At 72.9% G+C, this 24,888-nt stretch carries 22 protein-coding genes and 1 pseudogene; 18 read left to right on the top strand and 5 right to left on the bottom strand.

The window, feature by feature from the left end; translation table 11 throughout:
• The first annotated feature begins 88 nt into the window (after positions 1-88).
• The 4 genes from abc-f to ABZ990_RS05150 are packed head-to-tail and all read left to right on the top strand — an operon-like array spanning position 89 to position 3,538.
• Positions 89-1,726, top strand: a complete 1,638-nt coding sequence (gene abc-f, locus ABZ990_RS05165; RefSeq protein WP_361225463.1) for a ribosomal protection-like ABC-F family protein — start codon at positions 89-91, stop codon at positions 1,724-1,726.
• Positions 1,726-2,502 (top strand): 2-phosphosulfolactate phosphatase, encoded by a 777-nt coding sequence (locus ABZ990_RS05160; RefSeq protein ID WP_361225460.1) that lies wholly within the window; start codon positions 1,726-1,728, stop codon positions 2,500-2,502. The genes abc-f and ABZ990_RS05160 overlap by 1 nt, the downstream gene beginning before the upstream one ends.
• On the top strand, positions 2,499-2,903 hold the full coding sequence (locus tag ABZ990_RS05155) for a hypothetical protein (RefSeq protein ID WP_361225457.1): 405 nt from the start codon (positions 2,499-2,501) through the stop codon (positions 2,901-2,903). Before ABZ990_RS05160 ends, ABZ990_RS05155 begins: the two co-directional genes overlap by 4 nt.
• A complete protein-coding gene (locus tag ABZ990_RS05150; protein ID WP_361225454.1) occupies positions 2,879-3,538 on the top strand; it encodes an AAA family ATPase in 660 nt (219 codons plus the stop codon). Before ABZ990_RS05155 ends, ABZ990_RS05150 begins: the two co-directional genes overlap by 25 nt.
• 120 nt (positions 3,539-3,658) lie before the next feature.
• Here ABZ990_RS05150 and ABZ990_RS05145 read toward each other — a convergent pair whose 3' ends face one another.
• Positions 3,659-6,121: a Tex family protein gene (locus ABZ990_RS05145; RefSeq protein ID WP_361225451.1), complete on the bottom strand. Its 2,463-nt coding sequence runs from the start codon at positions 6,119-6,121 to the stop codon at positions 3,659-3,661.
• 257 nt (positions 6,122-6,378) lie between these two features.
• Here ABZ990_RS05145 and ABZ990_RS05140 point away from each other — a divergent pair, with 257 nt between their 5' ends.
• Complete coding sequence (locus ABZ990_RS05140) at positions 6,379-7,356, top strand: DJ-1/PfpI family protein (protein ID WP_361225448.1); 978 nt, start codon at positions 6,379-6,381, stop codon at positions 7,354-7,356.
• A gap of 88 nt (positions 7,357-7,444) precedes the next feature.
• On the top strand, positions 7,445-8,080 hold the full coding sequence (locus tag ABZ990_RS05135; RefSeq protein ID WP_361225445.1) for a DJ-1/PfpI family protein: 636 nt from the start codon (positions 7,445-7,447) through the stop codon (positions 8,078-8,080).
• Positions 8,081-8,156: 76 nt separating this feature from the next.
• Here ABZ990_RS05135 and ABZ990_RS05130 read toward each other — a convergent pair whose 3' ends face one another.
• On the bottom strand, positions 8,157-8,900 hold the full coding sequence (locus ABZ990_RS05130) for an enoyl-CoA hydratase-related protein (RefSeq protein ID WP_361225442.1): 744 nt from the start codon (positions 8,898-8,900) through the stop codon (positions 8,157-8,159).
• A gap of 72 nt (positions 8,901-8,972) precedes the next feature.
• Between ABZ990_RS05130 and ABZ990_RS05125 the strand changes: the two genes are divergently transcribed.
• Positions 8,973-9,599, top strand: coding sequence for a DUF308 domain-containing protein (locus tag ABZ990_RS05125; protein WP_361225439.1), 627 nt, complete (start codon positions 8,973-8,975; stop codon positions 9,597-9,599).
• 164 nt (positions 9,600-9,763) lie between these two features.
• A pseudogene (locus ABZ990_RS05120) lies at positions 9,764-10,210 on the top strand (ATP-binding protein); the annotation flags it as partial.
• Between the two features lie 511 nt (positions 10,211-10,721).
• Here the strand turns inward: ABZ990_RS05120 and idi are convergent.
• The 3 genes from idi to ABZ990_RS05105 form a co-directional block, all read right to left on the bottom strand.
• The gene (gene idi / locus ABZ990_RS05115; RefSeq protein WP_361225436.1) at positions 10,722-11,330 is read right to left on the bottom strand and encodes an isopentenyl-diphosphate Delta-isomerase; all 609 of its coding nucleotides are present in this window, start codon (positions 11,328-11,330) and stop codon (positions 10,722-10,724) included.
• 178 nt (positions 11,331-11,508) lie between these two features.
• Positions 11,509-12,768 carry a bifunctional class I SAM-dependent methyltransferase/N-acetyltransferase gene (locus ABZ990_RS05110; protein ID WP_361225433.1) on the bottom strand — a complete coding sequence of 420 codons (1,260 nt, stop codon included), beginning with the start codon at positions 12,766-12,768 and terminating at the stop codon, positions 11,509-11,511.
• Positions 12,769-13,118: 350 nt separating this feature from the next.
• Positions 13,119-14,060, bottom strand: a complete 942-nt coding sequence (locus ABZ990_RS05105) for a cation diffusion facilitator family transporter (RefSeq protein ID WP_361225430.1) — start codon at positions 14,058-14,060, stop codon at positions 13,119-13,121.
• A 437-nt stretch (positions 14,061-14,497) separates the two neighbouring features.
• Here ABZ990_RS05105 and ABZ990_RS05100 point away from each other — a divergent pair, with 437 nt between their 5' ends.
• The 10 genes from ABZ990_RS05100 to hpnD all read left to right on the top strand — a co-directional run bounded on the left by ABZ990_RS05100 (position 14,498) and on the right by hpnD (position 24,826).
• Positions 14,498-16,417 (top strand): DUF5941 domain-containing protein, encoded by a 1,920-nt coding sequence (locus ABZ990_RS05100; protein ID WP_361225753.1) that lies wholly within the window; start codon positions 14,498-14,500, stop codon positions 16,415-16,417.
• Positions 16,414-17,163, top strand: a complete 750-nt coding sequence (locus tag ABZ990_RS05095; protein ID WP_361225427.1) for a phosphocholine cytidylyltransferase family protein — start codon at positions 16,414-16,416, stop codon at positions 17,161-17,163. Before ABZ990_RS05100 ends, ABZ990_RS05095 begins: the two co-directional genes overlap by 4 nt.
• Complete coding sequence (locus tag ABZ990_RS05090; protein ID WP_361225424.1) at positions 17,151-18,212, top strand: iron-containing alcohol dehydrogenase family protein; 1,062 nt, start codon at positions 17,151-17,153, stop codon at positions 18,210-18,212. Before ABZ990_RS05095 ends, ABZ990_RS05090 begins: the two co-directional genes overlap by 13 nt.
• Positions 18,190-18,969, top strand: coding sequence for a CDP-alcohol phosphatidyltransferase family protein (locus tag ABZ990_RS05085; protein ID WP_361225421.1), 780 nt, complete (start codon positions 18,190-18,192; stop codon positions 18,967-18,969). Before ABZ990_RS05090 ends, ABZ990_RS05085 begins: the two co-directional genes overlap by 23 nt.
• A 23-nt stretch (positions 18,970-18,992) precedes the next feature.
• Positions 18,993-19,865 carry a glycosyltransferase gene (locus ABZ990_RS05080; RefSeq protein WP_361225750.1) on the top strand — a complete coding sequence of 291 codons (873 nt, stop codon included), beginning with the start codon at positions 18,993-18,995 and terminating at the stop codon, positions 19,863-19,865.
• A 52-nt stretch (positions 19,866-19,917) separates the two neighbouring features.
• Complete coding sequence (locus ABZ990_RS05075) at positions 19,918-20,847, top strand: ABC transporter permease (RefSeq protein ID WP_361225419.1); 930 nt, start codon at positions 19,918-19,920, stop codon at positions 20,845-20,847.
• Positions 20,840-21,625 (top strand): ABC transporter ATP-binding protein, encoded by a 786-nt coding sequence (locus ABZ990_RS05070; protein ID WP_361225416.1) that lies wholly within the window; start codon positions 20,840-20,842, stop codon positions 21,623-21,625. The genes ABZ990_RS05075 and ABZ990_RS05070 overlap by 8 nt, the downstream gene beginning before the upstream one ends.
• Positions 21,626-21,897: 272 nt before the next feature.
• On the top strand, positions 21,898-22,653 hold the full coding sequence (locus ABZ990_RS05065; protein ID WP_361225413.1) for a TetR/AcrR family transcriptional regulator: 756 nt from the start codon (positions 21,898-21,900) through the stop codon (positions 22,651-22,653).
• Positions 22,654-22,958: 305 nt separating this feature from the next.
• Complete coding sequence (gene hpnC, locus ABZ990_RS05060; protein ID WP_361225410.1) at positions 22,959-23,879, top strand: squalene synthase HpnC; 921 nt, start codon at positions 22,959-22,961, stop codon at positions 23,877-23,879.
• Entirely contained in the window at positions 23,876-24,826 is a 951-nt protein-coding gene (hpnD, locus tag ABZ990_RS05055) for a presqualene diphosphate synthase HpnD (protein WP_361225407.1), read from the top strand. Before hpnC ends, hpnD begins: the two co-directional genes overlap by 4 nt.
• Positions 24,827-24,888: the final 62 nt, after the last annotated feature.

Genomic DNA, 24,888 nt, shown 5'->3' with positions numbered 1-24,888 from the left:
CCGGGCCGGCACATGCCCCCGCCGCCCGGACAGGTCCGTCCCCCGGCCCGGGCCGGGTCCCACCGCCGTCCCCGTAGGATTCACCCTGATGACTGCCACTCTCGTCGCCAAGAATCTCGCCGCCGGCCACGGCGACCGCTCCCTCTTCGCCGGGCTCGACCTCGTCGTCGCCCCCGGCGACGTCATCGGCCTCGTCGGGGTCAACGGAGCGGGCAAGTCCACGCTCCTGCGCCTCCTCGCGGGCCTCGACACCCCCGAGGACGGGGAGCTGCGGCTCTCCCCGCCGACCGCCACCGTCGGTCACCTCCCGCAGGAGCCCGAGCGGCGGGACGGTGAGACGGTACGGGAGTTCCTGGCCCGCCGTACCGGTGTCGCCGCGGCCCAGATCGCCATGGACGAGGCCACCCAGGGCCTGGTCGACGGCACGCCCGGCGCCGACGACGCGTACGCCGTCAGCCTGGAGCGCTGGCTCGATCTCGGCGGCGCCGATCTCGACGAGCGCGCGGAGGAGGTCGCCGACGGCCTCGGTCTGACCGTCGGCCTCGACCAGCCCATGACCTCGCTCTCCGGCGGCCAGGCCGCCCGCGCCGGTCTCGCCTCGCTGCTCCTCTCCCGCTACGACGTGTTCCTCCTGGACGAGCCCACCAACGACCTCGACCTCGACGGCCTGGAGCGCCTCGAGGAGTTCGTGCGCGGGCTGCGCGCCGGGACCGTCGTCATCAGCCACGACCGCGAGTTCCTCACCCGCACCGTCACCAAGGTCCTCGAACTCGACCTCGCCCAGCAGCAGATCACCCTCTACGGCGGCGGCTACGAGGCGTACCTGGAGGAGCGGGACACCGCCCGCCGACACGCCCGCGAGGACTACGAGGAGTACGCCGACAAGAAGTCGTCCCTCGAATCGCGCGCCCTCATGCAGCGCAACTGGATGGACAAGGGCGTCCGCAACGCGCGCCGCAAGTCCGGCGACAACGACAAGATCGCCCGCAAGCACCGCGCCGACGCCAGCGAGAAGCAGGCCGCCAAGGCCCGTCAGACCCAGCGGATGATCGAGCGGCTCGACGTCGTCGAGGAGCCCCGCAAGGAGTGGGAGCTGCGGATGGAGATCGCTGCCGCGCCCCGTTCCGGCTCCGTCGTCGCGACCCTGCGCGACGCCGAGGTCCGCCGAGGCGACTTCCGCTTCGGTCCCGTCAGCCTCCAGGTCGACTGGGCCGACCGGGTCGCCATCACCGGTGCCAACGGGGCCGGCAAGTCCACCCTGCTCGCCGCGCTCCTCGGCCGGCTCCCGCTCGACACGGGCCACGCGGTGCTCGGCCCCGGCGTCGTCGTCGGCGAGGTCGACCAGGCGCGCAAGCTCTTCCACGGTACGGAGAGCCTGCTGGAGGCGTTCTGCGCGGCCGTCCCCGAGACCGAGCCCGCCGACGTCCGCACCCTGCTCGCCAAGTTCGGCCTCAAGGCCGACCACGTGCTGCGGCCCGCCACCACCCTCTCGCCCGGCGAACGCACCCGCGCCGCGCTCGCCCTGCTCCAGGGCCGAGGGGTGAACCTGCTCGTTCTCGACGAGCCGACCAACCACCTCGACCTGCCCGCCATCGAGCAGCTGGAGTCGGCGCTGGAGTCGTACGAGGGCACGCTGCTCCTGGTCACCCACGACCGGCGGATGCTCGACGCGGTCCGTACCACCCGGCGCGTCGAGGTCGCGGACGGCAAGGTCACCGAACTCTGATGACCGTCTCCTTCGGCTGGGGACCGGCCGGGGCGCGCGCCCTCGCCGCCCCGGCCGCGGACCGGGCGGATCGCGTGGATCGTGCGGATGGCGCGGCGTGCGTGGTCGTGGTCGACGTGCTGTCGTTCACGACCGCCGTGGGTGTCGCCGTCGAGGCCGGGACCGCCGTGTACCCGTACCGGTGGCGGGACGAGAGCGCCGCCGCGTACGCCCGGGAGAAGGACGCCGTCCTCGCCGTCGGCCGCGGCGCCGCGACGCCCGAGCATCCGTACTCGCTCTCCCCGGCCGCGCTGCGCGCCGCGCCCTCGCCCGCCCGGCTCGTGCTGCCGTCCCCGAACGGTTCCACGATCAGCGCCGAGGCGGCGGCCGGGGGCGCGACGGTGATCGCGGCCTCGCTGCGCAACGCGGGCGCCGTCGCCCGCCGCCTCGCCGCGCACGGATACGGCGGCGCGGACCGGCCGCTCACCGTCGTCGCCGCCGGCGAGCGGTGGCCCGACGGCTCCCTGCGCCCCGCCCTGGAGGACCTGCTCGGCGCGGGCGCGGTCCTCGCCGCGCTGCGGGCCGAGCGCCCGGACCTCACCCTGACCCCCGAGGCGACCGCGGCGGCCACGCTGTGGACCGCCACGAAGGACCCGGTCGCCGCCTTGCGCGGCTGCGAGTCGGGCCGTGAACTGTACGCGTACGGCTGTGCGCGGGACGTGGAGGTGGCCGCCGAGACCGACGCGTCGGCCGTCGTCCCCGTCCTCGTGGACGGCGCATTCCAGGAGGCACCATGACCGACGACCGTGTGACCCGGCTTCTCGCCATGCTCGACGACCTCGACGCCGACCTCGACGAGACCATCGAGCTCGCCGACGAGATCGCGGCGAGCGGGGACCGGGCGCAGCTCCCGCGCCTGGAGGCCGGACTCGACCACGCGATCGAGGACCGCAATGCCTACGGCCGCGAGCTGCTCGGCGGCGTGATCGCGGGCCTCGGCGGTACGGACCGGCTCCCGGTACTCGTCCGTGCCTCCGCCGTCGACCTGGGCGACGACCAGGACGGCCTGGCCGCCGAGATCGTCGACCTGGTCCAGGCCGACCCGCAGACCGCTCGCGGCCTCCTCCAGCCGCTGACGGAGGACGACGACCTGTCGGTGGCGAACCGGGCGGAGTGGGCCCTGCGCTTCGCGCCGTGACCGACGCGGCCGGTGGCGCCGGGGCCGGGTCCGAGGGGCCGGGCTTCGAAGGGCCGGGTCCCGGAGGGTCGGGACCTGAACCGGGCCCGGCGTCCGGCCCGGCACGACGCGTCGTGATCACGGGAGGGCCCGGATCCGGGAAGAGCACCTTGATCGACCGCCTCCAGGCGGCCGGTTTCGCCCGGTCGTACGAGGCGGGGCGCGGGGTCATCCAGGACCAGCGAGCCGTCGGCGGCCCGGGGCTTCCCTGGCAGGACCCCGGGCTCTTCGCCGAGCTGATGCTCTGCTGGGAACTGCGGTCCTACCGGGGCGCGCCCACCGGGCCGGGGCCCGCCGTCTTCTTCGACCGGGGGATCCCCGACATCGTGGGTTATCTGCGGGTCGAGGGCCGGCCCGTGCCCGCCCATCTCGACACCGCCGCCCGCACCTTCCGGTACCACCCGCGGGTGTTCATCGCACCGCCCTGGCCGGAGATCTACCGGCAGGACACCGAGCGCAGGCAGTCGTCCGCCGAGGCGGAACGGACCCATGCCGCCATGGTCGAGACGTACACCGGGTACGGGTACGAGCTGGTGGAACTCCCGCGTGCGTCCGTGGTGGACCGGGTCCGGTTCGTCACCGCCCGGCTCGGCTGAACGTCCCGGCCGGGGGAACGGACGGGCGAGTGGACGGCTGAACGGACCGGCGAACGGACGGGCGCGGGCCTGCGCACAGGGCCCCGCGCCCGTCAGCCGTCAGCTGTCAGTCGGCGTACGTCAGCGCTTGCCGCGCCCGCCCCGGCCGCCCGAACCACCCTCGTTCAGCAGGCCCGCCTTGCGAAGGGCGTCCGCCATCGCGCTGTTGGCGGGGGCGGGCGCGGAGGCTCCCTGACCACGGCCGCGACCACCGTCACGGTCGCGGTCTCCGCGGCGCTGCTGCGGCGGACGGCCGGCCCGGTCGCCGCGCTCCCCACGCTCTCCGCGATTCTCGCGGTCCCCGCGCTCGTGCCGGGGCGCCCGCTCCCCGGACGCGGACGCGGCGGCGTTCGCCTCGTCGTCCAGGCGCAGCGTCAGCGAGATCCGCTTGCGCGGGATGTCGACGTCGAGGACCTTCACCTTCACCACGTCGCCCGGCTTCGCCACCTCGCGGGGATCCTTGACGAAGGTCTTCGACATGGCGGAGACGTGCACCAGACCGTCCTGGTGCACACCGACGTCCACGAAGGCGCCGAAGGCCGCGACATTGGTGACGACACCCTCCAGGACCATGCCCGCCACCAGGTCGCCGATCTTCTCGACGCCGTCCTTGAAGGTGGCCGTACGGAACGCGGGACGCGGGTCGCGGCCCGGCTTCTCCAGCTCCTTCAGGATGTCGGTGACCGTCGGCAGGCCGAAGGTGTCGTCGACGAAGTCGTCCGCGCGCAGGCCGCGCAGCACACCGGTGTTGCCGATCAGCGCGGCGACCTCGCCGCCGGAGGTCTTCACCATCCGGCGCACCACCGGGTACGCCTCCGGGTGCACCGAGGACGCGTCGAGCGGGTCGTCGCCGCCCCGGATCCGCAGGAAGCCCGCGCACTGCTCGTACGCCTTCGGGCCGAGCCGCGACACGTCCTTCAGCGCCTTGCGGGAACGGAACGGGCCGTGGTCGTCGCGGTGCGCGACGATGTTCTCGGCGAGTCCCGCGCTGATCCCGGAGACCCGCGAAAGCAGCGGAGCGGAGGCGGTGTTGACATCGACGCCGACACCGTTCACGCAGTCCTCGACGACCGCGTCGAGGGAACGCGACAGCTTCACCTCGGACAGGTCGTGCTGGTACTGGCCGACGCCGATCGACTTCGGGTCGATCTTCACCAGTTCGGCCAGCGGGTCCTGGAGCCGCCGGGCGATGGACACCGCGCCGCGCAACGACACGTCCATGTCCGGGAGTTCCTGCGAGGCGAACGCGGAGGCCGAGTACACGGAGGCTCCGGCCTCCGAGACCATCACCTTCGTCAGCTTCAACTCGGGGTGCTTGGCGAGGAGTTCACCGGCCAGCTTGTCGGTCTCGCGTGAGGCGGTGCCGTTGCCGATGGCGACCAGCTCGACCGCGTGCTCCTTCGCCAGCTTGGCCAGCCTCGCCAGCGACTCGTCCCACCGGTTCGCCGGAACGTGCGGGTGGATCGTGTCGGTGGCGACCACCTTGCCGGTCGCGTCGACGACGGCGACCTTCACGCCCGTACGGAAGCCGGGGTCGAGACCGAGCGTCGCCCGGGTACCGGCCGGCGCGGCCAGCAGCAGGTCGCGCAGGTTCGCCGCGAACACCCGGACCGACTCGTCCTCGGCGGCCGTCCGCAGCCGCATCCGCAGATCGATGCCCAGGTGGACGAGGATGCGGGTGCGCCAGGCCCAGCGCACCGTGTCCAGCAGCCACTTGTCGCCGGGCCGCCCCCGGTCGGCCACGCCGAACCGGTGCGCGACGATCGGCTCGTACGACGAGACCGCCGACGACACGGACGGCGCCGACGTCGCGGCGGGCTCCTCCGGCTCCAGCTCCAGGCTGAGCACGTCCTCCTTCTCGCCGCGCAGCATCGCGAGGACACGGTGCGAGGGCAGCTCGGTGAACGGCTCGGAGAAGTCGAAGTAGTCGGCGAACTTCGCGCCCGCCTCCTCCTTGCCCTCCCGGACCCGGGCGGCGAGCCTGCCCCGGCCCCACATCCGCTCGCGCAGCTCGCCGATGAGGTCCGCGTCCTCCGAGAACTTCTCGGTGAGGATCGAGCGTGCGCCCTCCAGCGCGGCGGCCGCGTCCGCGACCCCCTTGCCGGCGTCCACGAACGCCGCCGCAGCGGCCTCCGGCGCCACCGACGGGTCGGCGAGCAGCCCCTCGGCCAGCGGTTCGAGCCCGGCCTCGCGGGCGATCTGCGCCTTGGTCCGCCGCTTCTTCTTGAACGGCAGATAGATGTCCTCAAGACGCGCCTTGGTGTCGGCGCCGAGGATCCGTGCCTCCAGCTCGGGCGTCAGCTTGCCCTGTTCGCGTACGGAGTCGAGGACGGCGGCCCGCCGGTCCTCCAGCTCGCGCAGATACCGCAGCCGCTCCTCCAGAGTGCGCAGCTGCGCGTCGTCGAGCATCTCGGTCGCTTCCTTGCGGTAGCGCGCGATGAACGGCACCGTCGAACCGCCGTCGAGCAGTTCGACGGCCGCCTTCACCTGCCGCTCGCGTACCCCGAGCTCCTCGGCGATCCTTGCTTCGATGGACGTCGTCACGATGTCCGACCCGCCTTCTCGTGCCTCAAGCTTGCGGTTGCATTCTGCCGGGTCGCTCACCCGTACGCGGCATCCGGCCCGACTCCGCGCGCGGCGCGCGACGGCTGGCGGGGTTCGCGCGACGGCCGAGCGGTACACGGGGGAGCGGTCCCCGGCGGCGAACCGGAACGGCTCGACGGCGGCCGCTTCCCGGCCATGGCCGAATAGGTGGGGAGCTCGTCCTTGCGGCCATCCCGGGCCCCGCCAAGGATGAAGACATGACGCAGCACTTGGGACCGGTCCTGGTCGTCCTCTTCGACGGTGTGCAGACACTCGACGTGACCGGACCGGTCGAGGTCTTCCACGGCGGCGCCCGTGCCGCCGGCCGGCCCGGCGCGTACCGGATCCGCACGGCCTCCCTGGACGGCGGTCCGGTCCGCACCAGCAGCGGGCTGCGGATCCTGCCGGACACCTCGCTCGCCGAGGCCGTCGCCGACGGCCCGCCGCACACCCTGCTCGTGCCGGGCGGTCACGGCACCCTCACTCCCGATCCGGCGCTCGTCGCCTGGTTGCGCGCGCACGCCCCGGACGCGCGGCGGCTCGTCGCGGTCTGCACGGGCGCGCTGCTGCTCGCCGAGGCAGGTCTCCTGGACGGACACCGGGTGACCACGCACTGGTCCGCCTGCGACGGACTGGCCCACGAGCACCCCGAGGTGACGGTGGACCCGGACCCCATCTTCGTCCGGGACGGCCGGATCGCGACCTCCGCCGGAGTCACCGCGGGCATCGACCTCGCGCTCGCGCTCCTCGAAGAGGACCTGGGCCGGGACGCGGCCCTCACCGTCGCCCGGTATCTCGTCGTCTACTTGCGCAGACCGGGCAACCAGGCCCAGTTCAGCGTCCCGCTGACCGCGCAGACCGCCCGGCGCGAACCGCTGCGCGACGTCCAGCACTGGATCACCGAACACCCCGAGGACGATCTGTCGGTCCCGGTCCTCGCCGCCCGCGCCCGGCTCTCGCCGCGCCACTTCGCGCGTGCCTTCCGCGCCGAGACCGGTACCACCCCCGGCCGTTACGTCGACCGCGTCCGCCTCGAACACGCCCGCCGGCTCCTGGAAGAGTCCGCGCGCGGTGTCGAGGAGGTCGCGCGCGCCGCCGGATACGGCACCCCGGAGGCCATGCGCCGCGCCTTCGTGAAGGCCCTGGGCACCCCGCCCGCCGACTACCGGCGGCGCTTCCATGCCCCCATCGGCTGAACCGCACGCCCCCATCGGCTGAACCGCACGCCCCCATCGGCCGACCCGCGCCCCGGCCGGCCCGCCCCCTGCGACCGTAAGGACGGACATGCAGATCGCCATTCTTCTCTACGACCGCTTCACCAGCCTCGACGCCGTCGGGCCCTACGAACTCCTCGCCCGCCTCCCCGGGGCCGAGACCGTCTTCGTGGCCAAGGAGCCCGGCCCCGTCCGAGGCGACCAGGGCACCCTCGCCCTGGTCGCCGACGCGGCCCTCGCGGACGTACCGCGCCCGGACATCGTGCTGGTGCCGGGCGGCCCCGGCTCGCGGGAGGCGGTCGGCGATCCGGAGCTGCTCGCCTGGCTCCGCGCGGCCGACGCCACCAGCACCTGGACCACGTCGGTGTGCACCGGCTCGCTGCTCCTGGGCGCGGCCGGTCTGCTCACCGGCCGGCCCGCCACCAGCCACTGGCTGGCGTACGACGAACTGCGGGCGTACGGCGCCGAACCGACCGCCGAGCGTGTGGTGTTCGACGGCAAGTACGTGACGGCCGCCGGTGTCTCCTCCGGCATCGACATGGCCCTGCACCTGATCGGCCGGATCGCGGGCGACACGACCGCGCAGACCATCCAGCTCCTCACCGAGTACGACCCGCAGCCCCCTTACGACGCCGGGTCGCCCGAGAAGGCCCCGGCCGGGATCGTCGCGCACTGGCGTGGCACACGGGTCGAGGAACTCGGCTAGAAGGGCGCGGAGAAGGGCCCTTCGTGCGTCCGGTGACGCGCGCGGATCAGCGGGTGCGTCACCGGACGCACGTGGATCAGCGCCCGTACGTGAAGCGCGGCGGCCGGCGTTCCAGGAAGGCGGCGACACCCTCCGCGGTGTCGTCGCTGCCGTGCGCCCGCCCGGCCCAGTGCGCGTCCCGGTCGGTGCGGCCGTTCGCGAACTCCTTGGCCGCGGCCTGGGTGAGCAGCGAGCGGGAGACGAGGGTACGGGTGAACTCGGCCACCCGCTCGCCGAGTTCACCGGCCGGCAGGACCTCGTCGACGAGCCCGGTGCGCAGCGCCCGCTCGGTGTCGATCAACTCGCCCGAGAACAACAGGTACTTGGCGGCGGAGGGGCCGACGAGCGCGGTGAGCCGCCGGGTCGAGGAGGCCGGATAGACGATGCCGAGCTTGGCCGGGGTCACCCCGAAACGGGCGCCCTCCTCGGCGAAACGCAGATCGCACGCGGCGGCGAGCTGGCTGCCGCCGCCGACGCAGTAGCCGCGCACGGCGGCCAGGGTCGGCTTCGGGAACGCGGCCAGCGCCTCCTCGGCCAGCGTCGCGAGCGTCTGCTGGTCGTCACCCGGCTCGCCCAGGGTGGAGATGTCGGCGCCGGCGCAGAAGGTCGGGCCCGCGCCGGTGAGCACCAGCGCCCGGACGGCGGGGTCGGCGGCGAGCGGCGCGAGCAGACCGGGCAGCGAGCGCCACATGCCGGCGGTCATGGCGTTGCGTTTGGCGGGGTGGTCGATGACGACGGTGGCGACCTCGTCGGCGACGCTGACGGTCAGCTGCGGCTCCATGCGCCGGATGCTATCCGGGCGGCCCGTACGTACGATCAAGAAGGGGTCCGGGGGGTACGAGGAGGTACGCCCATGGCCCGCAGGAAGACGCACCCCGGTCCGGCGGGCTCGCCGGACGCCGCGGCGGGGACGACACGGGAGGGAAAGCGGCTCAGCCGTGACTTCGGTCTGCTCGCGGGGCTCGGCGCCCTGCTCGTCGTCGGCGGGATCGTCGGTCTGATCTACACCGGGGTCGCCACCCTCACCTCCATGCTGCTCTTCGGCTGGCTGCTGCTGATCGGCGGGGTCGTCGGGCTGGCGCACGCCGTCGTGTCCCGGGGCACCGGGTACTTCTGGCTGGCGGCCGTGGTGGCCGCGCTGAACATCGCCGCCGGGATCATCGTCATCCGCTACCCGGTGGAGACGGCCGAGGCACTGACCATGTTCGCGGCGCTGCTGTTCCTCACCGGCGGGCTGTTCCGGCTGGTGGGGAGCGTGGTGGTGCGCGGACCACAGTTCGGCTGGACGCTGCTCCAGGGCGCGTTCGGGCTGCTCCTCGGCGTGCTGGTGCTCGTCGACTGGCCGCACAGCAGCCTGTACGTCCTCGGGACCTTCTTCTCGCTGGCGCTGCTCTTCGACGGGCTCGGCCTGGTGGCGATGGGCGTGGGCGGACGCAGGATCGTCAGTATGGTCACACCAGCGCCACCGCCTCCGAAGTAGTCGGCCGGGGATCAGGAACAGTCGAACAACTGACCCCGTCATACGCATCCGATCAGAATGTGGCCTATAGGTGTCGACTTCTGGTCAGTAGCCGGAGGTCCGGCCCTCGATTCCCAAGACTCGACCCCGTGGCGACAATCGAGCACGAGGGTGGGAGCCGGACCATGGAGAGCCGCGGGAGCGTGCCTGTCCGGCCATCGTCCTACGAAGGAGTCTGGCGCTTCACCGCTCCGGCGGTCGACGTGTCCGTGCCGCAGGCCCGGCACGCCGTGCGCGACCTCCTGACCCGGCAGCGCGTCCCGGTCCACGACGACATCGTCCAGGGGCTCCTGCTCATCATCTCCGAGCTGGTCACCAACGCGGTCAAACACGCGGCGCTGCTCTCCCCGGAGATAGCGGTGGAGGTGGCGATCGGGGCGGAGTGGATCCGGGTGTCCGTCGAGGACCAGCATCCCTACCGCCCCAAGGCCCTGGAGGCCGACTGCGGCCGGACCGGCGGCCGAGGGCTGCTCCTGGTCCGTGAGATCGCCCGCGAGGCCGGCGGTGCCTGCGACGTCGAGCACACCGCGAGCGGCGGGAAGATCATCTGGGCGGCGCTGCCCCTGAACCCCTTCGTACCGGGCCCGGCCCCCATGGAGCCGCCGCCCGCCGCGGCCTCCGCGGCCCCACCCGGTCCGCAGCCGGCCCGGGCATCCCGACAGCATCCGGCACCTCCCGGCACCGGCGTCCGGGCGACGGCCGAGGCACCGGCAGCACCGGCACCGGGCGCCCCCACACCGGGCGCCCACCCGCAGGGCGTCCACGCGCCCGGACTACGGGTCCCCGGCGGCCCGGTCGGCCTGGGCCTGTGAAGGGCGCGCCGCGCCCCCGGACCCTCGGCGGACTCACCGCCTGAACCGCACCCCGTACGAACGCATCACCCCGCATCCACGGGGCCCCGGCCGAGGCCGGGGCCCCTTTTCCGTGCCCGGGCCGACCTCCGCCGGACACCGGCCGCCGGACACCCTCCCCGGGGAGTCCCGGGAGCCCCGAACGCCCGAGAGGCCGGACCCGAAGGTCCGGCCTCTCGCGACGTACGACGCACGGTCCGGGCCCGGCCCGAAGGGGCCCGGCCCGTCCGGTTCACCAGCCCCCGGCCTGCCCCGTCAGCTCCCTGATCGCCGGCCGCGCCGCGTCCAGCACTGTCATGAACCAGGCGGAGAACGGCACGGCCGCGTGGCGCTCCGCCAGCTCGGCCGCCGTCACGAAGGCGGTGTCCCCGATCTCCTCCGGGTCCGGCCGCGGAGCCTCCTGCACCAGGCCGACGAAGAGGTGGTTGAACTCCTGCTCCACCAGACCCGAGGCCGGATCCGGGTGGTTGTAGCGGACCGTACCCGCCTCCGCGAGCAGCGACGGCGAGACGCCCAGCTCCTCGAAGGTGCGCCGGGCCGCCGCCGCGAACGGCGCCTCGCCCGGGTAGGGGTGGCCACAGCAGGTGTTCGACCACACGCCGGGGGAGTGGTACTTCCCGAGCGCCCGGCGCTGCAGCAGCATGCGGCCGGCCTCGTCGAAGAGGAAGACGGAGAAGGCGCGGTGCAGCTGCCCCGGCGCCTGGTGCGCGGCCAGCTTCTCCGCCGTACCGATCGTGACGCCGTCCTCGTCGACCAGTTCGAGCATGATCGGCTCCTCGGCCGCGACCGGCCCGGCGCCGTTCGTCGAACTGTGAGCCAGGGTGGCTGGTGTGGTCGGCATACCCATCCTTCGCTTTGGTCCTCGCCCTGGGGGCCAGGGTCCGTCCGACCGTGATCCGCCGGATGACCCCTGGTTCAGTCTGCCGCACAAAACGGGCTTGTCCGCACTTCGGCGGCCGGACATGGCCGCTCCGCACCGCTCCGGAGTACACCCCGAAGTGGTGGGAGCGGCCCCGCGCTCAGACCCCGAAAGCCACGGGATAGCTGATCGTGCCCCCGGCAACGGCGCCGGAACCGTCCAGGTCGAGTGCCATCATCGCTTCGTCCGGAACAGTGAAGGCTGGCTTGATCCCATACGCGGACGCACGTACGAAGCCAAAGCGCGGGTAGTACTCCGGGTGCCCGAGGACCAGCACCAGCCGCTCCCCGCTCAGCCGCGCCGCGTCCAGGGCGGCCCGGACGACGGCCTGCCCGGCGCCCGAGCGCTGGTGGGCGGGGGCGACCGCGACCGGGGCGAGCGCCGCCGCCGGGGCACCGTCCACCCGGCACCGGGTGATCAGGGCGTACGCCGCGATCGTCCCGTCCGGCGCCTCCGCCACGTACGACAGACCGGGCAGCCAGGCATCCTCGTCGGCGCGCAGCGCGTCGACGAGCCGTGCCTCGTCCGGGGTCGGGAAGGCCGCCGTGACGACCTCCCGTACGGCACCGCGGTCGGCCCCGGTCTCCGCGCGGGTCCGCCAGCGTGGATCCGCGGGGCGCAGGACGAAGCCGGTGTAACCGTAGTCGGCGCCGTGTGCCCGGCGCATCGCGATCTCGGCGCGGGTCTCGGCCAGGGCCTCGGCCATGCCGGGCGCGGTGGTGTCCGCCGCGTCGGCCCGCTCGGCCAGCGGGTCGTAGTACTCGTCCCAGTCGCTCTCCGGCTGCGGGACGAGGCCGAGGACGTGATAGCCGGCGGCGACGGCCGCCGCCGTGTTCGCGGCGACGGTCCGCAGTGGATACCGCGCGTCCCAGAAGGCACGGGCGCCTGGGGACGGCTCGGCGGTGGTCCACACGCACTCGGTGAGGACGAGGGTGCCGCCGGGGGCCAGGAGCCGCCGCCAGTCGGCGAGCGCCCGGTCGAAACCGAGGACGAAGACCGAGCTCTCGGCCCAGACCAGGTCGAAGGAGCCGTCGGGCAGGTCGAGCGCGCCCATGTCGGCCCGAACGGTACGGATCCGGTCGCTGAGCCCGCGGGCGTCGGCCGCCGTCCGCAGCTCGGCCAGGAACGGCTCGTGCAGGTCGACGGCGGTCACCTCGGCGCCCGCCTCGGCGAGCAGCAGGGCGGAGCGGCCGGGGCCGCAGCCGAGGTCGAGCACGCGCGGCCGCTCGGGCAGCGGGCCGGCCAGGGCGAGCAGCCGCCGGGTCGTGGCGTCGGAGCCGGGGCCCTGCCTCGGCAGACCGTGGTGCAGGGTGAAGAAAGCCTGGTACGGAGTGTTCTGGGTGCTGTCGTGATCGGACAACGTGGGAAACCCCTTGTCGGGAGATGAGGGGTCCCGGCCGCGCGAGGACGCCCGGGCATCCGGGAGAATTCCGCGGATGTCCCGGGGGTACGTCCCGAAGACGGAGGTCAGGCCGGCCGGAGACCCGGAAGCGAAAGGCTGGACCGGATGCCGCCACCGTGGGCGGCCTCCCTCGCGACGGTCATCGACCCCAGCCCCTCTCTTCGGATTCCCCGCGGGTGTACCACGGGCCCGCTGCGCGGGCACGTACGCGCCGTGCCCGGCAGGCTAACAGCCCTGCCCGGTCGCGGACCCCGCCCGTTCACCGGCCACAGGTCACAGTTCACCAGCCACAGTTCACCGGCCACGGCTCACAGGCAGAGCTTCGCCTCGTGCGCGGCGTGCCCGGCCGGCTCCAGCTGGAAGGTGCAGTGCTCCACGTCGAAGTGCGAGCCGAGGCAGCCCTGGAGCGCGTGCAGCATTTCCTCGTGGCCCACCGCGTCCAGCGCGTCCGGGGCCACCACCACGTGCGCGGAGAGCACCGGCAGGCCCGAGGTGATCGTCCAGGCGTGCAGATCGTGGACGTCCTCGACGCCCGGCAGGCCCAGGATGTGTGCCCGTACCTCGGCCATGTCGACGCCCTTGGGGGCCGACTCCAGCAGGACGTCGAGCGTCTCCCGCAGCAGTTTCACCGTACGCGGCACGATCATCAGACCGATGACGAGCGAGGCGATCGGGTCCGCGTAGGTCCAGCCGGTGAGCAGGATGACGCCCGCCGCGATCAGGACCGTCACCGAGCCGAGCGCGTCGGCCAGGACCTCCAGGTAGGCGCCGCGGACGTTCAGGCTCTCCTGCTGGCCGCGCATCAGCAGGGACAGCGAGATCACATTGGCGACCAGGCCGACCAGCGCGAAGGCGATGGTGAGGCCGCCCCGGGTCTCGGCCGGTTCGAGGAACCGTCCGATCGCCTCGAACAGGACGTATCCGCCGACGCCGAGGAGCAGCAGACAGTTGGCGAGCGCGGCCAGGATCTCGGCGCGCGCGTAGCCGAAGGTGCGGTTGCCGCTCGGCGGCCGGTTGGCGAAGTGGATGGCGAGCAGGGCCATGCCGAGGCCGACGGCGTCGGTCGCCATGTGGGCCGCGTCCGCGATCAGGGCGAGGGAGTCGGCGACCATGCCGCCGATGATCTCCACCACCATCACGGAGAGCGTGATGCCGAGTGCGATGCGCAGTCGGTTCCGGTACGCGGCGGCCGCGGTGCCGGTCGGCGGGGGGCCGCCGTGGCTGTGTCCGTGGTCGTGTCCAGCCCCCATGGCGTGGCCTCCCGATCGTGTCGTCGCGTGTGGTGTCGTGCCGTCGTCCGGTGCTCCGATTCGCCAGTGAACTACGGGTGGGGGGTATGTGCAACACGGTACTGAACACCGTTGTCATATGCTCTGACCTGCGGTGATGAAAAACGTGGAGACACGTGTCCGATCGTCGTCGCCGGGGCGGGCGACCGCGCGCCCAGGCGCGGTTTTGTGACCCGGACGGTTGATCACCCATGATGAGGAACGCGAGGTCGACCCACTTGTTCGACAGTGGGACGACCGTGCGGAGGCGGTACCGCGAAACCTCGGTGAACTCGGGCTTCCGTCATCCGATAGCCTCAGCCGACGTGCCGCCGCCCGGTGCCGGGCCGTGTCGCCGCGCCCGGGGCCGAGTCATGGGTCCCGCGGCCCGTCCGTCAGCTCCAAGGAGTGAGTTCGCCCTGTCGACCGCCATCCTCACCGGCCCGCCGGTACCCGGATCGTCGCTCGACGCCGATCTGCGGTCCCTCGGCTTCCGGGTCGAGACCGCCTCCGGCCCCCACGACACGGGCGCCCTGCTCGCCCGGGTGCCCGCCGGAACGCGGGTCGCCCTGGTGGACCCCCGTTTCGTCGGTCACCCGCACGCGTTGCGCCTGGCCCTCACCGACCCCCGCTTCCCGGCCGCCGCCGTGGCCGGCGCGCTCGCCGTACAGCCCGAGGCCCGGCCGGCCCTCGACCGCGCCCTGGCCTCGGCCGAGCGGAGCGCGCCCGCCGAACGCGGCACGGGCGACCTTGCCCCGGACGCCGGTGCCCCCGGGCAGAGCGCCGGACAGGACCCCGCTCCCGCGCCCGCGCGCGACGGCGGACCGGCCACCGCGCAGGCCCCGGCCGACAGCCTCGCCGACACCCTCGCCGACGCGCTCGACGCCGACGGCGTCGCCGTCCACCGCCCGCAGCTCGGCTCCCTCGTCGCCGCCGTCCCCACCGACCCGGCGGCCCGCCACGAGGCGCGCGCCGCCGTCGAGGCCGTCGACGACGAAGCCGTACGCCTGCGCTCCGCGGTCAAGGCCCACGACGGCTTCTTCACGACCTTCTTCATCAGCCCGTACTCGCGCTACATCGCCCGTTGGTGCGCGCGCCGCGGACTGACCCCCAACCAGGTCACCACCGCCTCGCTGCTCACCGCGCTGATCGCGGCCGGCTGCGCCGCCACCGGCGAGCGCGCGGGTTTCGTGGCCGCCGGTGTGCTGCTGCTCGTCTCCTTCGTCCTGGACTGCACGGACGGGCAGCTCGCCCGGTACGCGCTGAAGTACTCGACGATGGGCGCCTGGCTCGACGCCACCTTCGACCGCGCCAAGGAGTACGCCTTCTACGCCGGTCTCGCGCTCGGCGCGGCCCGGGGCGGCGACGACGTCTGGGCCCTCGCGCTGGGCGCCATGGTCCTCATGACCTGCCGCCACGTCGTGGACTTCGCCTTCAACGAGGCGAACACGAACGACGCCGCGAGCGCCGGATCCACCGCCAAGACCAGCCTGGGCGTCTCCAGCCGGCTCGACAGCGTCGGCTGGACGGTCTGGGCCCGGCGCATGATCATCCTGCCGATCGGCGAGCGCTGGGCGATGATCGCCGTCCTCACCGCCCTCACCAGCCCCCGGATCGTCTTCTGGGCGCTGATCGTCGGCTGTGCCTTCGGCGCCTGCTACACCACCGCCGGCCGGCTGCTGCGCTCGGTCGGCCGCAAGGCCCCGCGCACCGACCGCGCCGCCGAGGCCCTCGCCGCGCTCGCCGACTCCGGCCCGCTCGCCTCGGCCGTCGCCCGGATGTTCCGCCGCGACCGGGCCAAGGGCCTCACGGCGCCGCTGTTCGCGCTGTTCGGCGCGGTCTGCGTGCTGGTCTGCGCCCTGGTGACCGGCCCCGGCTGGGCCACGGTGGCCGCCGCCGTCGCGTACGCCTTCTGGGCCGGGCAGGCCGTGGCCGCCCCGCTGAAGGGCGCGCTCGACTGGCTCGTACCGCCGCTCTTCCGTGCCGCCGAGTACGGAACGATCCTCGCCCTGGCCGCCGTCTCCGACGCCGCCCAGGCCCTTCCGGCCGCATTCGGGCTGGTCGCGGCGGTCGCCTACCATCACTACGACACGGTGTACCGCATTCGCGGCAACGCCGGCGCGCCGCCCGCCTGGCTGGTGCGCGTCCTCGGCGGTCACGAGGGACGCACCCTCGTGGTGGCCGTCCTCGCCGCCCTGCTGGCGAACCGTGGCAATGACCTCACCACGGCACTGACCGCCCTCGCGGTCGCCGTGGGTCTCGTGGCGCTCGTGGAGTCGATCCGTTTCTGGGTCTCCTCCGGGGCGCCCGCCGTACACGACGAAGGAGAGACAGCATGATTGGCCTCGTACTGGCAGCCGGTGCCGGACGGCGTCTGCGCCCCTACACCGACACCCTTCCGAAGGCCCTCGTGCCCGTGGACCCGGCCGGCGACGGTTCGCTGACCGTCCTCGACCTCACGCTGAAGAACTTCGCCGAGGTCGGCCTCGAAGAGGTCGCGATCGTCGTCGGCTACCGCAAGGAGGCCGTGTACGCGCGCAAGGAGCAGCTGGAGTCGAAGTACGGCCTCAAGCTGACCCTCATCGACAACGACAAGGCCGAGGAGTGGAACAACGCCTACTCCCTGTGGTGCGCCCGTGACGTCCTGAAGCAGGGCGTGATCCTCGCCAACGGCGACACCGTGCACCCGGTCTCCGTGGAGAAGACGCTGCTCGCCGCCCGCGGCGAGGGCCGGAAGATCATCCTCGCCCTCGACACGGTGAAGAACCTCGCCGACGAGGAGATGAAGGTCGTCACCGCCGAGGGCAAGGGCGTCACGAGGATCACCAAGCTGATGGACCCGGCCGACGCGACGGGCGAGTACATCGGTGTCACCCTCATCGAGGCCGAGGCCGCCGAGGAGCTGGCCGACGCCCTGAAGACCACCTTCGAGCGCGACCCCGACCTGTACTACGAGGACGGCTACCAGGAGCTGGTGAACCGCGGCTTCGCCATCGACGTGGAGCCCATCGGCGACGTCAAGTGGGTCGAGATCGACAACCACGACGACCTCGCGAAGGGCCGGGACATCGCGTGCCAGTACTGACCCGGCTCATTCCGTCGCCGGTCGTCGTCGACATCCGCGGGGGAGCGCTGGACGACCTGTCCGCGCTCCTCGCGGACCAGCGGATCTCCAGCAACGGGCGGATCGCGGTCGCCATCAGCAGCGGCTCCGGCCTGAAGCTGCGTGACCGCTTCGCCCCGGAGATGCCGCGCGCCGACTGGTACCCGGTCTCGGGCGGCACCATCGACGAGGCCGTCAAGCTGGCCGACGCCATGCGCGGCAAGCGCTACGACGCGGTCGTGGCGCTCGGCGGCGGCAAGATCATCGATGTGACCAAGTACGCGGCGGCCCGGGTCGGGCTGCCGCTGGTGGCCATCGCCACCAACCTGTCGCACGACGGCATCTGCTCGCCGATCTCCACCCTGGACAACGACAACGGACGCGGCTCCTACGGGGTGCCCACCCCGATCGCGCTGGTCATCGACCTCGACGTGATCCGGGACGCCCCGGCGCGCTTCGTCCGCTCCGGCATCGGCGACGCCATCTCCAACATCTCCGCCATCGCGGACTGGGAGCTGTCCCACCGCGAGACCGGCGAGAAGGTCGACGGCCTGGCCGCCGCCATGGCCCGCAGCGCGGGCGAGGCGGTGCTCCGGCACCCCGGCGGGGTCGGCGAGGACGACTTCCTGGTCACCCTCTCCGAGGGCCTGGTGATGTCCGGCATCGCCATGTCGATCAGTGGCGACAGCCGCCCCTCCTCGGGCGCCTGCCACGAGATCAGCCACGCCTTCGACCTGCTCTACCCGACGCGCGCGGCCAGCCACGGCGAGCAGTGCGGCCTCGGCGCCGCCTTCGCCATGCACCTGCGCGGGGCCCGCGACGACTCCGCGCGGATGGTCGCCACCCTGCGCCGGCACGGGCTGCCGGTGTCCCCGGAGGAGATGGGCTTCAGCGTGGACGAGTTCGTCCGCGCCGTGGAGTTCGCCCCGCAGACCCGCCCCGGGCGCTACACCATCCTCGAACACCTCGACCTGTCCGCCGACGAGATCAGGGACGCATACGCCGACTATGCACAAACCATCGGTAGCTGAGCTGCGTCCGGTCGTCCACCCCCCGGGTGTGAAGGACCGGCGCAGCGGCGAACACTGGGGTGGCCGCCTCTACATGCGGGAGATCTCGCTGCGGATCACCCGGCAGCTGGCGAACACCCGGGTGACGCCGAACCAGCTGACGTACCTGATGACCCTCGCCGGCGTGCTCGCCGCTCCGGCGCTGCTCGTCCCCGGTGTCTGGGGCGCGGTCCTCGGTGTCGTCGCCGTCCAGCTCTACCTGCTGCTCGACTGCGTCGACGGCGAGCTGGCCCGCTGGAAGAAGCAGTTCTCGCTGGGCGGTGTCTACCTCGACCGGGTCGGCGCCTACCTGTGCGACGCGGCCGTGCTCGTCGGCTTCGGGCTGCGCGCCGCCGACCTGTGGGGCGGCGGCCGGATCGACTGGCTGTGGGCCTTCCTCGGCACCCTCGCCGCGCTCGGCGCCATCCTGATCAAGGCGGAGACCGACCTCGTCGGCGTCGCCCGGCACCAGGGCGGACTGCCGCCGGTCAAGGAAGCGGCCGCCGAGCCGCGCTCCTCCGGCATGGCACTGGCCCGCCGGGCCGCGGCCGCGCTCAAGTTCCACCGGCTGATCCTCGGCATCGAGGCGTCCCTGCTGATCCTGGTCCTCGCGATCCTGGACCAGATCCGGGGCGACCTGTACTTCTCCCGGCTCGGCGTCGCCGTGCTGGCCGGCATCGCGCTGCTCCAGACCGTGCTGCACCTGGTGTCGATCCTCGCCTCCAGCAGGCTCAAGTGAGGACCGGCACCATGACCGAACCGATGAAGCTGGGCGCGGTCGTCATCACCATGGGCAACCGCCCCGACGACCTGCGCGCCCTGCTCGACTCCGTGGCCCGACAGGAGGGCGACCCCATCGAGGTCGTCGTGGTCGGCCAGGGAGTCGAGATCCCCGGACTGCCCGAGGGCGTCCGCTCGATCACCCTGCCGGAGAACCTCGGCATCCCCGGCGGCCGCAACGTCGGCATCGAGGCCTTCGGCCCCGGCGGCACCGACGTCGACGCCCTGCTCTTCCTGGACGACGACGGGCTGCTCGCCAACACCGACACCGGCGAGCTGATCCGCCAGGCGTTCACCGCGGACCCGAAGCTCGGCATCGTCAGCTTCCGGATCGCCGATCCGGAGACGGGACAGACCCAGCGCCGGCACGTGCCGAGGCTGCGGGCCTCGGACCCGATGCGCTCCTCGCGGGTGACCACCTTCCTGGGCGGCGCCAACGCGGTGCGCACCAAGGTCTTCGCCGAAGTCGGCGGTCTGCCCGACGCGTTCTTCTACGCGCACGAGGAGACCGACCTCGCCTGGCGCGCGCTCGACGCGGGTTGGATGATCGACTACCGTTCCGACATGGTGCTGCTGCACCCGACCACCCCACCGTCCCGGCACGCGACGTACCACTTCAACGTGGCCCGCAATCGCGTGTGGCTGGCGCGCCGTAATCTTCCCGCATTGCTCGTGCCGGTCTACCTCGGCGTCTGGCTGCTCCTCACGCTGGTGCGGCGGCCTTCCGGACCCGCGCTCAAGGCGTGGTTCGGCGGTTTCCGGGCGGGCTGGAAGACGGCCTGCGGTCCGCGGCGGCCCATGGGGTGGCGTACGGTGTGGCGGCTGACCCGGATGGGACGCCCGCCGGTCGTCTGACATCGTGGTACCCGACTTTGCCGCGCATCTTGAACACGAAAGTTTTCGACTTGTGAGTGACACAACCCAGGACGGTGGGGTCGCGACGAGCGCCCGGCCGTCCGTCGACGACGGCCTGAGTCCGGCCGAACTGGCCGCGAGGTACGGCCTCTCGGTCAGCGGCGCCAGGCCTGGGCTCGCGGAGTACATCCGCCAGTTGTGGGGGCGCCGCCACTTCATCCTGGCGTTCTCCCAGGCGAAGCTCACCGCCCAGTACAGCCAGGCGAAGCTCGGCCAGCTCTGGCAGGTGGTGACCCCGCTGCTGAACGCGGGCGTCTATTACCTGATCTTCGGCGTGATCATCGGTACCAGTCGCGGTATGTCGCACTCCGTGTACATCCCGTTCCTCGTGACCGGTGTCTTCGTGTTCACCTTCACGCAGAGCTCGGTGATGGCCGGTGTCCGGGCGATCTCCGGCAACCTCGGCCTGGTGCGGGCGCTGCACTTCCCGCGGGCCTCGCTGCCGATCTCGTTCGCGCTGCAGCAGCTTCAGCAGCTGCTGTTCTCGATGGTCGTGCTCGCGGGCATCGCGGTCGCCTTCGGCAGCTTCCCGTCGCCGAGCTGGCTGCTGGTGGTCCCGGCGCTGGTGCTGCAGTTCCTGTTCAACGCGGGCCTCGCCATGATCGTGGCCAGGATGGGCGCCAAGACCCCCGACCTCGCCCAGCTGATGCCGTTCATCATGCGCACCTGGATGTACGCGTCGGGCGTCATGTTCTCCATCCCCGTGATGCTGAAGGACAAGCCCGCCTGGATCGCGGACCTGCTCCAGTACAACCCGGCCGCGCTGTACATGGACCTGATCCGGTTCGCGCTGATCGACGGCTACGGCTCCCAGAACCTGCCGTCGCACGTCTGGTTCGCCGCGCTGGCCTGGTCCGTGGCGATCGGCATCGGCGGCTTCGTCTACTTCTGGAAGGCCGAGGAGAGGTACGGCCGTGGCTGATCAGAACCAGGGCCGGGTGCCCACCGTCATCGCGGACGACGTCCACATCGTCTACCGGGTCAACGGCGGCGCGGGCGGCAGGGGCAGTGCCACCGCCGCGCTCAGCCGGATCCTCAAGCGCCGCAAGGGGCAGTCCGAGCGCGGCGTGCGCAAGGTGCACGCCGTGCGCGGTGTCTCCTTCACCGCCTACCGGGGCGAGGCCATCGGCCTCATCGGCACCAACGGCTCCGGCAAGTCGACCCTGCTGCGTGCCATCGCGGGTCTGCTGCCCACCGAGAGCGGCAAGATCTTCACCGACGGCCAGCCCTCGCTGCTCGGCGTCAACGCGGCGCTGATGAGCGACCTGACCGGCGAGCGCAACGTCATCCTCGGCGGTCTCGCCATGGGCATGAGCCGCGAGGAGATAAAGGAGCGCTACCAGGGGATCGTCGACTTCTCCGGGATCAACGAGAAGGGCGACTTCATCTCGCTGCCGATGCGGACCTACTCGTCCGGCATGGGCGCCCGGCTGCGCTTCGCCATCGCCGCCGCCAAGCAGCACGACGTCCTCATGATCGACGAGGCGCTCGCGACCGGCGACCGCAAGTTCCAGATCCGCTCCGAGGAGCGCATCCGCGAGCTGCGCAAGGAGGCCGGCACGGTCTTCCTGGTCAGTCACAGCAACAAGTCGATCCGGGACACCTGCGACCGGGTGCTGTGGCTGGAGAAGGGCGAGCTGTTGATGGACGGCCCGACCGACGAGGTCATCAAGGCATACGAGCGCGAGACCGGCAAGTAGCACCTCAGGGGCCGCCCCAAGCGGCCCCCGGGCCCGTGCGCTCCGACCGCCCCCGCCGCACCGAGCGGCGGGGGCGGTCGCTTTGATCCCCTCGTTCCCCCCTCGTGCACCCTCGTCCGTTTTTCTTGTTCGAGCGTCGGTGACCGGCCCGTGTGCCGCCGGCGCGGCGGGGGCGCGCGATCACGGAGGGCCGGAGTCCATGCGTCCGTTTTTTGCGCGGCGCGCTCCCCGACGGGATGTTCATGCGGTCAACATCGGGCAGGATGGCCCCCATGGCAGCCATCCCGGGAGGCAAGACCTACCACCACGGCGACCTGCGCAACGCCCTCATCGGCGCGGCCGTCGACCTGGCCACCGAAGGCGGCCCCGAGCGGGTCGTGCTGCGCGAGGCCGCCCGCCGCGTCGGTGTCTCGCCCACCGCCGCCTACCGGCACTTCGAGGGCCGCGGCGCGCTCCTCGCCGCCGTCCGCGAGCATGCCCGCCAAGCGCTGGCCGACGCCATGGAGGACACCGCGGCCCGGCCGCGCGCCGACGGCTCTCCGCTCACCGCCGAGGCCCGGCTCGCCGCCCTGTGCCGCGGCTACGTGGCCTTCGCCGTCGAACAGCCGGGCCTGTACCGCTCCGCCTTCAGCGCCCCCCGCACCGAACCCGGCGGCCGAGGCGGGGCCGGCCGTCTCGCCGGCCATGCCGTCGAAGCGGCCCATGCCGCCGGAATCGACGGCGCTGACGCTGCCGCCCTCGGCGTCGGCACCGGCACGGCCCCGGAGCGCGACGGCGCGGACTGCGGTCCCGCCGGAGCGGGGGTACGGGCCTTCGGCCTGCTCACCGACGCCCTCGCCGCCGTGTCCGCCGCCGCCCGGCCCCCGCGCGCCAGCCGGCCGGCCGCCGAGGTCGCCGCCTGGTCGGCCGTCCACGGCCTGTCGCTGCTGCTTCTCGAAGGCCCGCTGCGCCGCCTCCCGGCCCAGCGCCGTGACGACGTCGTGGAGTCCACCCTGGCGATGGTCGTCTCGGGCACCCGCGCCCCTTGAAGATAACGAAACAATCAACTTCCGGTTTTCATGGGAAGGTTGGCACACTCACGTACGTTCCCCTGCGGGGGCGACCCCCTGTCACCAGGCAGGGATGCCAACCACGTAAGCTGTACCGGTCTGTTTCGCGGCAAGTGGGGGCAATCCCCTCGGCGCCCAGCACCGGGCGATGCGCCGGGGGTCGGGGCGGCGTGTCCGAAATAGGATGGATTGCGTCCGCAGTGTAGAACGGGAGATGTGACGGCCATGACGCAGAATCTCCGGCTCCACGAGGGTGTCGCCGTCCGCGCGTCGGGCAGCCGCCGGTGAAGGGAACCCGGCAGGAGCGCCCTGACGACTCCTCGCGCACCACACTCGGCAAGGCCGCGGACGAGAACTTCCCCGTGGCTCCTTTCTTCCTGCCGCGCGCCTGGCGCGAGGACCTCATGGCCGTCTACGGCTTCGCCCGCCTCGTCGACGACATCGGCGACGGCGACCTCGCCCCCGGTGGCGCCGACGCCGCCCACCTCGGCGTCCCGCCCGAGCGGGCCGCCGACCGGCTCGTCCTGCTCGACGCCTTCGAAGCCGACCTCAAGCGGGTCTTCGCCCCCGGGGACGGCCCCGCCCACCACCCGCTGCTGCGCGCGCTCGGTCCCACCGTCGCCCGGCACCGGCTCGACCCCGCGCCGTTCCTCGGCCTGGTCGCCGCCAATCGCCAGGACCAGCTGGTCCGCCGCTACGAGAGCTACGACGACCTGCTCGCCTACTGCGAGCTGTCGGCCAACCCCGTCGGCCGGCTCGTCCTCGCCCTCACCGGCACCGCCACCCCCGAGCGGATCCGCCGTTCCGACGCGATCTGCACCGCGCTCCAGATCGTCGAACACCTCCAGGACGTCGCCGAGGACCTCGGCCGAGACCGGATCTATCTGCCCGCCGAGGACCTCGACCGCTTCCACGTCACCGAGGACGACCTGGCCCGTCCCACGGCCGGTGCCTCCGTGCGTGCCCTGATCGCCTTCGAGGCGGACCGCGCGCGCGGCCTGCTCGACGCCGGTGCCCCGCTCGTCGGCAGCGTCCACGGCCGGCTGCGGCTGCTCCTCGCCGGTTTCACCGCCGGGGGGTACGCGGCACTCGACGCGATCGCCGACGCCGGCTACGACGTCCTGCCCGGGCCGCCCAAGGCCGCCAAAACGAGTGTGATGCGCCGAGCGGGCGCCGTCCTGCTCGCGGCGCGGAGAGAGGGGTGAACCGGAAAGTGGAGGGACAGTCCCAGCCGTCCGCGCCGGTCCAGGCCGCGTACAGCTACTGCGAGGCGGTGACCGGGCAGCAGGCCCGGAACTTCGCGTACGGCATCCGGCTCCTGCCGACCGAGAAGCGCCAGGCCATGTCGGCCCTGTACGCCTTCTCCCGGCGGGTCGACGACATCGGCGACGGCCCGCTGCCGCCCGCCGAGAAGCAGGAGCGCCTGGAGGCCACCCGCGCCCTGCTCGGCCGTATCCGGGCCGGCCGGGTCCACGAGGACGACACCGACCCGGTCGCCGTCGCCCTCGCCGACGCCGCCCGGCGCTTCCCGATCCCGCTCGGCGGGCTCGACGAGCTCATCGACGGCGTCCTCATGGACGTCCACGGGCGGAGCTACGAGACCTGGGACGACCTCAAGGTCTACTGCCGCTGTGTGGCCGGTGCCATCGGGCGGCTCTCGCTCGGCGTCTTCGGCACCCAGCCCGGCACCGACCGGGCCGACAAGGCGGCGGAGTACGCGGACACCCTCGGGCTCGCCCTCCAGCTCACCAACATCCTGCGCGACGTCCGCGAGGACGCCCTGGGCGGCCGTACCTATCTGCCCTCCGACGACCTCGCCAAGTTCGGCTGCGCCGACGGCTTCGCCGCCGACACCCCGCCCCCCGGCGCCGACTTCGACGGGCTCGTCCACTTCCAGGTCCGCCGTGCCCGCGCCCTGTTCGCCGAGGGCTACCGGCTGCTGCCGATGCTCGACCGGCGCAGCGGCGCCTGCGTCGCCGCCATGGCCGGCATCTACCGCCGGCTGCTCGACCGCATCGCCCGCGACCCCGCCGCCGTCCTGCGCGGCCGGGTCTCGCTGCCCGGCCACGAGAAGGCGTACGTCGCGGTGCGCGGTCTGTCCGGCCTCGACGCCCGCCATGTCTCCCGGCGTACGGTCAGGAGGCCCGCGTGAGGCCCGCCCGGACAACCCGGGCCGCCGTCCTCGCGTCCCTCACCGGGGCACCGCGTCACCCG

The organism is Streptomyces sp. NPDC046203 (assembly GCF_040646255.1).
Classification (GTDB): Bacteria; Actinomycetota; Actinomycetes; order Streptomycetales; family Streptomycetaceae; genus Streptomyces.
This window is presented reverse-complemented; position numbering and strand designations above follow the sequence as displayed.